The organism is Stieleria sp. (genome assembly GCF_041595215.1).
In the GTDB taxonomy this organism is placed as follows: Bacteria; Planctomycetota; Planctomycetia; order Pirellulales; family Pirellulaceae; genus Stieleria; species Stieleria magnilauensis.
Genome location: NZ_JBFHKV010000118.1, coordinates 1 through 12,371 on the forward strand (window position 1 = coordinate 1; position 12,371 = coordinate 12,371).

At 59.8% G+C, this 12,371-nt stretch carries 8 protein-coding genes; 2 read left to right on the plus strand and 6 right to left on the minus strand.

The features are described 5' to 3' along the window. Positions 1–53: 53 nt before the first annotated feature. The 6 genes from ABX749_RS06970 to ABX749_RS06995 all read right to left on the minus strand — a co-directional run bounded on the left by ABX749_RS06970 (position 54) and on the right by ABX749_RS06995 (position 10,410). A complete protein-coding gene (locus ABX749_RS06970) occupies positions 54–1,037 on the minus strand; it encodes a patatin-like phospholipase family protein (RefSeq protein ID WP_372895332.1) in 984 nt (327 codons plus the stop codon). 143 nt (positions 1,038–1,180) lie between these two features. Continuing rightward, entirely contained in the window at positions 1,181–3,205 is a 2,025-nt protein-coding gene (locus ABX749_RS06975) for an acyl-CoA dehydrogenase family protein (RefSeq protein ID WP_372895333.1), read from the minus strand. Next, the gene (locus ABX749_RS06980; RefSeq protein WP_372895334.1) at positions 3,202–5,346 is read right to left on the minus strand and encodes a 3-hydroxyacyl-CoA dehydrogenase NAD-binding domain-containing protein; all 2,145 of its coding nucleotides are present in this window, start codon (positions 5,344–5,346) and stop codon (positions 3,202–3,204) included. Before ABX749_RS06980 ends, ABX749_RS06975 begins: the two co-directional genes overlap by 4 nt. A gap of 3 nt (positions 5,347–5,349) precedes the next feature. Further along, the gene (locus tag ABX749_RS06985) at positions 5,350–6,666 is read right to left on the minus strand and encodes an acetyl-CoA C-acyltransferase (protein WP_372895335.1); all 1,317 of its coding nucleotides are present in this window, start codon (positions 6,664–6,666) and stop codon (positions 5,350–5,352) included. A 10-nt stretch (positions 6,667–6,676) separates the two neighbouring features. Continuing rightward, positions 6,677–8,515, minus strand: coding sequence for an AMP-binding protein (locus ABX749_RS06990; protein WP_372895336.1), 1,839 nt, complete (start codon positions 8,513–8,515; stop codon positions 6,677–6,679). A gap of 491 nt (positions 8,516–9,006) precedes the next feature. Continuing rightward, the gene (locus ABX749_RS06995; RefSeq protein WP_372895337.1) at positions 9,007–10,410 is read right to left on the minus strand and encodes a hypothetical protein; all 1,404 of its coding nucleotides are present in this window, start codon (positions 10,408–10,410) and stop codon (positions 9,007–9,009) included. A gap of 232 nt (positions 10,411–10,642) precedes the next feature. Here ABX749_RS06995 and ABX749_RS07000 point away from each other — a divergent pair, with 232 nt between their 5' ends. Beyond that, positions 10,643–11,167, plus strand: coding sequence for an RNA polymerase sigma factor (locus tag ABX749_RS07000; RefSeq protein ID WP_372895338.1), 525 nt, complete (start codon positions 10,643–10,645; stop codon positions 11,165–11,167). Beyond that, a partial coding sequence (locus tag ABX749_RS07005; RefSeq protein ID WP_372895339.1) for a zf-HC2 domain-containing protein occupies positions 11,164–12,371 on the plus strand: 1,208 nt, incomplete at its 3' end. The genes ABX749_RS07000 and ABX749_RS07005, both read left to right, overlap by 4 nt.

Genomic DNA, 12,371 nt, shown 5'->3' on the forward strand with positions numbered 1-12,371 from the left:
GCTCGCGCCCTACCGCTAAAAAATACTTCACAGCGTTAGACGCGTGGGTTGGTTCAACATGCGGTGCTGGCGGGGGTCATGTGCCGCAGGGCCGCTCTGGCCGCCTGCAATCCCGACTGAATCAACGCGGTGGGTTCGGTGAAATCGTACCACGGTCGGTAACCGACGTCGGGTCGAATCAGAATGTCGGCGTGGGGCAACGAGTGGCGACGACACAGTCGCTCTCCGATTTCTTCCATCCGCATCACCACGTCGATCGCGGTCCCGAAGGTGTCGATCCGCTGCACCGAACTGCCGACATCGACGCCGATCGTCAGATCCGACGCATAGGATTTTGCGATCGACAACGGGATCGCATCCAACACGCCGATGTCCGACAACAACATGTCGTCCCATGGGATCGGAGGAAAAAAGCCGGGGATGGCAGTGGATGCCAAGATCGCCTTTCGCAGCGGGCCGCGTTCCAAGACGACACGATGACCACTTTTCAGGTCCGCCGCGACGATGCTCAAGGGGATCTGTGTCTCTGACAAATCGATATCGGGAACCAAGGCGTCGATCGCTTCGTGCAAGATCTCATCGGAGAGGATCGACGGCCCACGCACCATCTTCGTCAAGCGGTGGCCGTGCCGCATGATGCGTTCCAAACGACGGTACCACAGCCCGAACCAATCGGCCGGTCCGAGTTGTTGCGACTGATTGCGGCTGCCGGCCGAGACCTTCGAAGCGGCCGCCATCAGCTGCCGGCATTTTTCTGAAAAGACCGGTGAATGCAGGAGTCCGATCGCTTTGGCCTGCACCTGTTTGATGTCGGAATCGACGGCGCACAGGCCGCCCATCAAACTGCCGATGCTGACCCCAACGATGCGCTCGGTTCGAACTCCCGATTCACCGATCGCCTCCATGACACCTAAATGTGCGAGCCCCCGCGCGCCGCCACCGCCCAGCGCGATCACCGCGCGACGGTTGCTGTCGCAGTTGACTTGTCCACCCATCGACAAGACTTGGTTCCTGTCCGTGGCTTCAATCATCTTCATTGATGGTTCCTTCTACCAAGCAGCGAGCGGAAAATGGTCGCCGCAACGACGTTCGCTGCGGCCCGGACGGGCGCCGTCCGAAACCGGAGACACCTGTCCCGTGCAATAACACCTGTCCCGTGCGGAAACCCCCGTGCCACGCATCACTTGTACCCCTGTAGAATCGCCCCCGCTTCGACGCCGAGCAACTCATTCCAACCTTCCTCGGCGATCGTCGCTCCCAGCGTCGTGACCTGACGAAAATCGCTGTCGCTCGGATGCCCTCCCGTAATACGACGCTTCAGTTCACGACAAACCGTGTCGGCGGCCGCACGCGTGACCGGATCGTTTTGACCGGCGGCATACAGGGCCGTCACCAGCATCGTGACCGCGTTTTGGATCTGCAGCGAAAGCGCCGACATCCGGCATTGACGGTCCGCCAGTTTCAATTGGTGCTGACGCATCGTACCGCTGATCTCCATCCCGCTTGCGGACAAGTAGCGTTTCGCGAAGTGGACATGCCGGTCGAGTTCTTTCGACGTGGTGTTGCTGGGAAGTTTGCTCCAACGCGAAGGACGCATCGTGCGGCCGAGATACCATTTCGCGTAGCCCAACATCGGACGACGCAGCGCCCACAAATGTGCCGGGTTGGCCAGGTTGGGCGTTTTGATGCCCCGTTCATGGAGCGTCCGTCCGATCGGTTCAAAGTGCTGCTTGCCATGTTGCTTGACCAGCGACTTGAAGAACGCCATCCCCAACATCTCTCCTTCGCCTTCGTAGATACACGGGGCCAGGAAATCATGGACGTTGTCTCCAAACAAGTGTCCGGCCAAGAACGATCGGCCTCCATGCGTCTTCATGAACAACTCGATCGCCGCCTCCTTTTGAGCTTCACTGCCAAAGATCTTGGCAATGATGCACTCCATTTCGCCACGGTAACCTTGGTCCAGCAAATTAGCACACCAGTGCGTCAACGCATCGCAAGCAACGATCAGCCCGGCCAGGTGTCCGACACGGCGGCGAACCAGTTCGCGTTTTTCGATCGCTTGCCCATACGTTTCCCGGTAGCGGGCCCAGGGCAACATTTCGGCCAACATCCAACGCATCGCGCCGGCCGCATTGGCACACAACGAGACACGCCCCAGATTCAGACCGTGGTAGGCGATCGTCAAACCGTCTCCCCGTTGCGGGATCAATCGATTTGCCGCCGGGACACGGAAGTTTTTAAAGACCAGCCCGTTGTTCTGGGCACGCCGAAGCGCGTAGATCCCATAACGATTGATTCGAAACGAATCGGTTTCCTGCTGCGGCAGTTCAACGATCAGGACACTCGGAACGCCATCGATTTTGCAAACCAATCCGATCGTTCGGCCAAAGGTCGCGTTGGTGATGAACAGTTTCTCTCCGTTGACGACATAGTCCTCTCCGTCGCGAACGGCGGTCGTCCGCAACGCCGTCAAGTCGCTTCCGGCGCCCGGTTCGGTCAGCGCGAACGCCGACAGCCGGGTTCCGTCGGCCAGTCCCGGCAAAAAACGACGCTTTTGGTCTTCACTGCCGAACGCACGCAATGGGTCGACCGCGCCGATACATCCATGAACCGATGCCAATCCGGCCACGGTCGGATCGATCGTGGCCATTTGCGTGATCATCCTGGCGAAATCACGCATCGTCGCGCCCGAACCGCCGTACTCGCGCCCCACCAACAAGCCCCAGTAACCGGCGTCGCCTAGATCCTGCAGCACCTCGTCACTGATCTTGCCGTCACCATCAATCAACGAACCAAGTTTGCGATGCGTCCGCACGATGCTCAACGATCGATCGACGACGCGTGCCACGTCACCGCTGGGCAAGGCGAGATTGGGCGCGAACAACTCCGTCGGCACGTGACGATCCCAGACCGCCCGGTGGATCGGGCTGTGAGTCGTCTTGTGCTGCTCGGCGAACAGATCTTCGACCTGATCGTCGGCGGTATCGATCACGCCGGTGCGCTGCGCCTCGTCGACCGAAGCGCCGCCCAGTCGAAGTGCGATCTCAGCGAACGACTCGGTCGGCTTTTCGGACGCGGTTTCTGGTTCCGCGTGATCGGTTTGCCGCTCGTCGTCCGTCCTCGATGGCTTGACAGGTGCAGTGCCCGAGGACACCACCGGCGTGGTCGCGTTGGTCGTGGTTGGATCGATTTCTAAGCTCATTGTTTCGCTCCCAGTAAAAGCTTTTCCGGTGGAGTAAATCGTTCGCCGTGTTGCAAACGCAGCAGTTCCATGTTTGCCAACACGGTCTGCGTACCGATTTGCTCGACCACGCTCAGCGGGCCGCCCCGGTGAGGGGCAAACCCGGTTCCCAGAACCATGGCCAGGTCGATCGCCCAAGAATGCTCGACGACTCGTTCGTCATCGCAGCGGATGGCTTCGGCCAACATCGGATACACGAGCCGTCGCTGAATGTCGGACAGCCCGTCGGGGGTGAAACGTTCCGGCGGTGCCGGTTCCACCATAAAATCCACGACTTCGGACGTCTGTCGCGGCTGTGGTTTCTTACCACGGTAGTCATAGAATCCACGCTTTGACTTCACCCCGATTTGATCCCGCGCTACCAGTGGCGACAACACTTCGATCACGTCGTCGACGTCACTCATCACCACCTCGAGCGATCGGGCGACATGCAGTGCGACGTCCAAACCGACTTGATCGAGCAATTGAAGCGGCCCCATCGGCATCCCGAACTGGCGAAGTTCACGATCGATCGTTCCGACGTCCTGCCCTTCGCGGACCATCAAGATGGCTTCGCCCAAGTAGGGGAACAGGATACGATTGACCAGGAACCCCGGCGAATCGGACGTGACGATGGGTGTCTTGCCCAATGCTCGCACCAAGGAGACCAGTTGGGCGATCGTCGCGTCGCTGGTCAGTTCGCCACGCACCACTTCGACCAATTCCATGCGATGGACCGGATTGAAGAAATGCAAGCCGGCGAAATGATCGGGGCGCTGGAGCGACTGGGCCATCTCCGTCACCGACAGCGAGGACGTGTTGGTGGCGAGGATTGCGGATTTGCCGAGTTCCTTTTCCGCGTCAGCCAGCACGCGCTGCTTGACGTCCATCCGTTCGACGACCGCTTCGATCACGCAGTCGACGTTGGCAAACAGGTGGTAATCGGTTCCGATGGTGATGCGATCACGCAGTTCCCCTTCACGAAATTCGTTCCACTGTTTGTGCCGACTGTACTTTGAGATCAGTCGATCGACGCGTGCGGAACCCTGATGCGCCGCCTCGTCATCGACCTCCTTGATGTGCACGCCGTAGCCGCGAATGGCGGCGGCCTGAGCGATCCCCGCTCCCATCGCACCGGCGCCGATCACACCCAATCGACGAATCGGGTCGCCGTGAATCAGACGTAGCGATTGGGGCGCCCAGGTTTGCATGTCTCGGGCGCGTTCCCGGGAGAAAAACAGTCGCAACAATTGGCGGCAGGTCGGGGTATTGATCAGCTGACAGAATTCGCGGCGTTCGGTTTCAAAGCCATCGACGTGCTGGCGGTAGCCGTCGACGATGGCGCGAATCGCCGCACCCAGCGCCGGGTAATGTTTCGACTTACCGGCCAGACGTCTCTCCGTCACCGAAACCATCATGTTTCGCACCAGTGGAAGTCGCTCGACCCCACGGCCGATCCACCCGGTGCTCAATAGCTTGCGACGCAATGATCCGCCGCGCACCAGCGTATCGATCACCCGCACCACGTCGTCCCGCCAGCGGTCCGGCGAGATCGCCCGATCGACCAAGCCGATCTGCTTGGCCTCGCGCGCCGACAGGTGTTTGCCCGTCAATATCATCGACAGGGCGTGCTTGAGTCCGACGCGTCGGGGCAATCGCTGGGTGCCACCCCAACCGGGGATCAGTCCGAGTTTGATTTCCGGCAGACCGATTTTGGTGCTGCTGTTGTCGCGGGCGATTCGATAGTCGCAGGCGAGTGCGAGTTCGAGGCCGCCGCCCAGACAGGGACCATGCAACACGGCGAGCGTCGTCATCGGCAGTTTTTCGATCCGCTCAAAGAGCTGTTGCCCTTGCTTCATCAAGTGATCGGCCTGTTCGGCGGACCGGATCGATTCAATCGCCTCCACGTCGGCGCCCGCTAGAAAGCCACTCTCTTTGGTGCTTTTGAAAACCACCAGTTTGACGTCACCGCGGGTTTCCAATTCGTTGACGATTTGTTCCAGTTCCCCCATCACGTTTTCGTCCAACACGTTCATCGGTCGGCCGGGAACATCGAGCGCGACTCGGTAGATGCCGGAATCGTCCAGGGAGAGCTTGAAGTTGCTGAGATTTTGATGAGTCATCGTTCAGTCCTCGAGATGGGTTCGGACGATCATGGCCACTCCCTGGCCCCCGCCGACGCACAACGTCGCCAGGCCGACTTGTTTGCCGCGTTTCCGCAGCGCCCGCAGCAGCGTCAAGACAAGCCGCGTTCCGGTCATTCCGACGGGGTGTCCCAAGGCGATCGAGCCGCCGTGGATGTTCATCACGTCGCGCGACAACTCGCCGAGCGGTTGGCGGCGTCCCAATTCCTGGGATGCGAATGATTTCGAAGCCGCCGCGATCTCACAGGCGATCACCTGTGCGGCAAAGGCTTCGTTGAGTTCAATCAAATCAAAATCGGCCAGCGACATGCCGCTCTTGGCCAACAGCTTGGCTGTCGCGTAAACCGGCCCCAAGCCCATGCGATGGGGATCGCAACCGGCGATCGCGTAGTCGGTGATGTAGCCCAGCGGTTGTTCGAATCGCTCGGCCGTGGAAAGGTCGCTCAACACCAACGCCGCGGCGCCATCGGTCAACGGACAACTGTTGCCCGCGGTCACACTTCCCCCGGCGTCGAACAGGGGTTTCAAGCGGGCGAGTTGTTCGAGGGATTGTCCGTCTCTCGGGCCGTTGTCTTTGGCGACGACGCCGTGTTTGGTTTCGATCTCGGCGATTTCGCCCGACAAGAAACATTCTTCGCGCGCCGCCGAAGCGCGTTGGTGGCTCAACACCGCAAACGCGTCTTGCTCCTCGCGTGTGATCCCAAACTCTCTGGCCAGCACCTCGGCCGTTTCGCCCATGTTCAATCCCGACACCGGGTCGGTCAGCCCGAGCTGAATTCCGACGACGGGTTTGAAATGTCGCGGCCGAAACGCGGCAAGTGTTTGCAGCTTTTGCCAGATCGTTTTGCTGCGTGCCAACCGCATCCAGTTCTTGGCCGCATCGCGTCGAAACAGCATCGGGACCTGAGACATCGATTCGGTTCCGCCGCTGACGACGATCGACGCACGACCGCGGGCGATGGAATCCCAGGCGGCAAAGATCGACTCCATTCCGGAGGCGCAATTCCGATTGACGGTGTGTGCGATGCGTTCTTTGGGCAAACCGGCCGAGAGCGCGATCACGCGGCCGATGTTTGCCGCATCCGGTGGGCCGGCCACGTTGCCCATCACCAACTCGTCGACCTGGTCGATGTCCATCGCATCGGTTTGGGCGGCCGCGCGGGTGACCGCAGCGGTGACCGCATGGGTGCCGAGTTGCACGGCGCTGACGTCCGCCAAATCGGTAAAGGCCTTGGACAGCGGCGTGCGCGCACCGGCGATCACGGCAATCGGTTGTGAATTGGATGTTGATTGACTCATCGACATGCTCCTAGTTGTCTGCGCTCTGCGTTTCTCGCAGCTCGCGGCGGATCACCTTGCCCAAGAAGTTTCGTGGTAAATCGTCCGGACAGTGGGTGTATGCCCGCGGCCGTTTGTGTGCCGAAAGATGATCGCGACAGTGCGCTTCCAAGGCTTCGACATCAGGTGGCGATCCATCGACGGTGACGATGTAAGCGTGGACCGCCTCGCCGCGAATCTCGTCGGGCATGGCCACCACGGCTGCATCCTTGACGTTCTCCGCTTGGCACAACACCGACTCGACTTCGCTCGGGTACACGTTAAAGCCCGACGTGATGATGAGGTCCTTTTTCCGACCCACGATGCTGTACCAGCCGTCGTCATGCCGGATCGCTAAGTCTCCGGTGTGCAGCCAGCCGTCGCGAATCGCCATGCGAGTCGCTTCGTGGTCGCCCCAATAACCGAGCATGACCTGTGGACCACGAACGCACAGCTCGCCGACTTCTCCGTCGGGAACCGGGCGTTCCGGTTCACCGGGTTCGGCGTTGGCATCCACGATCCGACATTCCGTCATCGGCAACGGCAATCCGATGCGTCCATAGATCGGTTCCTGGAACAAGTGACCGACATGGGTCACCGGGGACGCTTCGCTAAGCCCGAATCCTTCGACGACTTGAGGCCCTTTGAATTGGGTTTCATCATGTCCATAGCGGCAATGTTCTGTAAATTCACGGGCCACCGATTCATCCAATGACGCACCGCCGGAGATGATCCAGCGCAGTGAATCCAATTTGTCGCTGGGGTATTCACGCAACCGCGCGTTCATCGCCACCAGCATCGCCGGGACGGCGTGAAACACACTCGGCCGATGCGTCTCGATCAACTGGATCGTCTTGTTGGTGTTGAAACGATGGTGCAACACCAGCGTTGCGGCCATCGCCGCGCCGCCCATCACCGTTGCCGACATGCCGTAGCTGTGGAAGAACGGCAGCACACCGAGCATCGTTTCCTCACCGAAGGAACGTCGCGTCCAGACGTATTGCTGCCAGGCGTTGGCGACCATGTTCTGGTGACTCAACGTCACTGCCTTCGGAGATCCGGTCGTTCCGCCGGTCGGCAGAATGTACGCGGGATCCGAAGCCGGATCGATCGTGATCGGCTGCCAGGCTCGTTCGATCGTCGAGATTTCTTCCCAAAACCAGCCGACACGATTGCTGGAGCTTTGCGGCCGCGCTTGCAACCACTGGTAACCACGCTTGATCAGGTACCCGAGTTGCTCATGCGCCGGCAACTGTTTGCGAATCGAGACCAATAAGGTCGTTTGAAGCGGTGATTGCCGCCCCCCTGTTTCGCTCGTGGTGTCCGGCAGGAGATTAGACAGCAAATCCAAACAGATGACATGTCGACACTTGGTTTTTCGCAGCAACGCATCGACTTCACCGGGAACCATCAGCGGACTGATCGCCAACACAATGCCGCCGGCACGCCAAATCGCGTTGGCGGCAATGATGTATTCGGGAACGTTGGGCAACAACAATCCGACGCGATCACCCGGCCGAACGCCCAGGCGTTGCAGCATCGCTGCGGCGCGGACCGCGTCTGAATTCAAATCGCGGTACGTCCACCGCGCATTGCCATAAATCAACGCCAATCGGTCGGGCAACTGCTCGGCGGCGTGTTGCAACAATCCGAAGGCAGGGCAATTGCGATAACTCGATAAACCACGCGCCGGATGACTCGTTGACGACCGACGCTCTTCGACGGCTCGATCGCGCAACGCACCCAGCACGTTCGCGTTTGGACGGATCAGTCGGTCCTTGGCATCATCCGATGCCGAGGTCGGTTGATCGTTTCCGCTCGGTCCAACCATAACTGGTTCTCCCCTCGGAAAAGGCCACCATCCCTGGACGGGTGATCTCTGCGCGGTATCAACCTGATCGGTCGACACGACCGCGTCGCATTCGGCGCTCCAATTGGGTCGCCGAATCGGCCCGAGGAGAGTCCCGTTTCGCACGCCAACGGTTGGCGGGACCAGCCGATGTGGTCGGCGAAACGGAGCCCTGCGGAGAGTGAGATAAGTTCGCGTTGACGTGGCGTCGCTGTGTCTATCAGTACAGGTCTGTCAGTACAGCTTCACCGTCAAGCAGGACGGCAGCAACCGAGCCGAAATTGCCGCCCACTTCACGCACTCAATCATACGCCGAAGGCGATTAAGGGCAAGTGAAAAACCTTAGAAATCGAATAAGGGGAAAATCGGCTGCTTTGTGAGGTTTTTCACAAGCACGCCCGTGGGCGTGGCATGGCGGACGGCTGGTGGCGACGCCCCGTGCCTGAGCCGAGGCGTGTCGCACCGGGACGGACTTACCGAATCGACTCGTTTTGCAACTGTTGGGCGAGCAACGTTGCTTCAGAGCGAACCTTCTCGTCGCCGGCGATCTTGCTGACTCGTACCAGCGCGGGTTCGGCCATGCGTCCGAAGTCACGGACCGCCGTGGGGACGGTGTAAGGCAACTTCGTCGCTCGGTCTTTTTGGTCGGCAAGGTGAGCGGAACGATCGCGGACACTTTGTGCGACCACGTCGATCATCTGTTGTTCGGCCTGCGGCGACATCATCTCCATCCGCCCCACCAGGACTCGCAGGGTTTCTTGCGGTGCCGGGGTCACGTGCAACGGCAACAGTTCATCAGTGATCGGTGTGGGAACCATGTACAAAATGCGGGTTCCATTTTCGGTGAACCACGAATGTTGCCAGGTCTTGACCATCGATGCGGCTTCCTTTTCATACAACCCTTCCGCCACGAGACTCTCGTGCACCATTTCGGCCAGGGCTTGTTCGCTGACCGGACGGACTGGATCGAAACTCAATCTCTGGGCGGAATCGATGCGAGCGAGTTGTGATGCTTTGATTTCGTCACCGTCGACGTCGATCAGGATCGCCGATCGGATCGGCAAGTCAGCGTCGTTGGCCAACACGATCGATGAATCTTGATAGTGGGCGGAGATCGGGAGCTGAAACTTGCCGACGCCACGATAGAACAGAAACTTTTCGAAGTGTCCCGAGTCCGGTTGGTGCGTGCCTGTTTTTCCGCGGACGTGCACGAGCGCCGAATCGGTCGCTCGGGCTTGGGCATAGTGTTGTTCGTTCACGCCATGTGGCAACAGGCGTTGGACCAAGTCGTCGGCGATGGCTTGTCGTTTGTCGCTGTCGGCTAGATTGGGGACCAGTTGCCGGATCGGGATCAGGTCGACCTGTCCCCAATCCAAGCTCGACTTGCCGATCAATTCTCCTTTGCCAAAGATGTTCTCCTGGTCGATCGCGGGCAGCATCGATTGAACCGGCGGATAGAACTCCGTCAGCAGGCCTTCGGGGAAATCGACGCGCACGTTGACGGTCCGAACGCGATCGGTGTAGAAGTAGGTGACCGGTGTTTCCATTCGCACCCGTCCCCACAACCGATTTTTTGCAAAGTATCTGGACGGGGAGAACGAGCCTCGGTCCAGCACATAGGCTGGCAGATCGCTGTGCTCGGCGGCCAAGGGGCGAAAGTCGAGGAAGACGCCGTCGCTGCCGGAAAACGTGGTGAATGTTCCCCACTCGTGGACAATCAAGTTGTCGTCGTCGGTCGAGTCGTTGGAGGAATGGAGGATCGCCGACGGATCCGAAGGCCGGTTGGTCGAGTCGGGTTCCGCGGACGACCGGCGTGCTTGGGACGCGATCACGGCGACGAGTGTGATGACCAGTGAGAGAATAAAAATCTTACGCATGACATCGCTCCGTTGGGAAATCGAAAACGCCCGTCTGAACGTCTGTTGGGTTACATTGTTTCAGTCGCACGGGCGCCGGCGACGGACCGGAGAAAAACACGGCGTTCGGCCAAGAATGACTCTTTTGACATTTTTCTGAAGATCGTGCCGGTCTGGGACGTCCGCTGAGCCGTCTGAGAGACAACCGCCCTTCGAAACCGCTTCAGCCGCATTGAACAGAAACTCCACCCCGATGGCGTCGACGTCGGGGAAGACCAGCGACACCTCGCCGAACCGGTTGGACGTCCAACATTGGTACCGACGGATTTACGCGTTCTGCCAGGCGCGGCTGATTTCTGATTCCGATAGCGAAGATGCGGTGCAAGAGACCTTTGCGCGGGCACTCAAGCACTTTCCCGAACTCCGCACCCGTGACGCGGTCGGAGGGTGGCTGCGACGGATCGCCCACAACGTCTGCGTCGATATGATTCGCCGCCAACAGATCCGGCGCACCGATCCGGTCGACGTCCAAACGATCGCCAACGACGCGACCGCCGACCAGCCCGCTGACCGCGATCAACGAGAACACCTGATGCGATTGATCCGTGCTCTGCCCCAGTCGCAACGTGAAATCATCTTGTTGTACTACTACGAAAACATGACGTATGACCAGATCGCCGCGTGGCTGGGCATCGCACGATCAACCGTGTGCGACCGTCTCCATCGCGCTCGGCAAAGTTTAAAAGCCGAATTGACGACAACGGGAGGTGCATCATGATGTCATGCGAACAATCGCGTTCATTGCTCGGCCCGCTGATGGACCAAGAATTAGCGGACGCGCAATCCGATGCGGTGCGGGACCACCTCACTCAATGCGACGAGTGTCGTCGCGACTGGGAATCGCTGAATGCCTTGGACACGCAGCTCAGATCGGCGCTGCGTCTGGACGGAGTGGATCAGGCGGTCGCTGCGATTGAATCATCGTTCGGCGATCACGTTGCTTGCCCGACTGTCCGGCCGAGGACGCGATCGATTTGGGTGGTCGTCGCCCTCGCCACCGCCGTCTGTTTCTTGGTCACTTCGCTTGTCGTCCGCAACGGGGTTCCTTGGGCAGTCGACGAGGGAGTTGCCGAACGGCCGGCAACGGAGACTCCGATTGTCGCGACCTTGATTCGTGCCACCGGCGTCGTGCAAGTGCAGCACCCGGGCAGTGCGGCGTGGGACTCCATTGAGCATTCCGATGTAACGCCCCTGGCCAAGGGATCACGTCTACGGACTCAGCCAACCGTCCTGTGTGAACTGCAGACGTCGGACAAGGGAAAGATCCGTTTGAATGAAGCGGGTGAAGTCGTCTTGCACGACACGACCGAGATCGAATTGGTCAAGGGCCAGATTTGGTGTCTGGCTCCGGAGGATTGTGAGATCGAAATCGATTTCGCCCTGCGACAGAAAGCGACGCCCATCATCGCGTCGATGGCTTGTCCCAGTTCCTCGGAGTTTCAATGCAGCGTTGGAGACAACGTCGCGTCGTGTGATTCCAACTCGCTGCGAAACCCGCCGGCCCAGATGACCGTGGGTGCCAACGGATACGCCGTGCAGCCGGGCGAAACCGTGTCCATCGACGTCGAGCAGAACGTGGAACGAAAAGGCGTCTGCGATTCCACCACCAAGGTTTGGCAATTACCGTTGTTGGCCATCGGAGATCCGGGCGACCGCGAATTGGCCGACGCCATGTCGGAGTTGCTCGCGCCGATCGGAAAAACGAAAGCCAAGCACCTCAACGAAACCCAAATTCGTCGCCTGGGACCGGCCGGTGCTCTTCCGCTGTTGGCGTACGCGGCGACCGAAACGGCGCCCGATCAGTTGCCGTTGCGACGAACCGCCGTCGCGCTCGCGCGCGATCTAGCTGATCAGCGGTCCAAGCAGTGGTTAGCGAAATTGGCCGCGGATCCAGATCCGTTTCTTTCCGCTCAAGCCGTCAA

What these genes read in the sequence shown, in the direction of transcription:
- ABX749_RS07000 (WP_372895338.1), top strand. Translation starts at nt 10,643, where the DNA reads ATGGCGTCGACGTCGGGGAAGACCAGCGACACCTCGCCGAACCGGTTG.
- ABX749_RS06970 (WP_372895332.1), bottom strand. Translation starts at nt 1,037, where the DNA reads ATGAAGATGATTGAAGCCACGGACAGGAACCAAGTCTTGTCGATGGGT.
- ABX749_RS06975 (WP_372895333.1), bottom strand. Translation starts at nt 3,205, where the DNA reads ATGAGCTTAGAAATCGATCCAACCACGACCAACGCGACCACGCCGGTG.
- ABX749_RS06985 (WP_372895335.1), bottom strand. Translation starts at nt 6,666, where the DNA reads ATGAGTCAATCAACATCCAATTCACAACCGATTGCCGTGATCGCCGGT.
- ABX749_RS06995 (WP_372895337.1), bottom strand. Translation starts at nt 10,410, where the DNA reads ATGCGTAAGATTTTTATTCTCTCACTGGTCATCACACTCGTCGCCGTG.
- ABX749_RS06980 (WP_372895334.1), bottom strand. Translation starts at nt 5,346, where the DNA reads ATGACTCATCAAAATCTCAGCAACTTCAAGCTCTCCCTGGACGATTCC.
- ABX749_RS06990 (WP_372895336.1), bottom strand. Translation starts at nt 8,515, where the DNA reads ATGGTTGGACCGAGCGGAAACGATCAACCGACCTCGGCATCGGATGAT.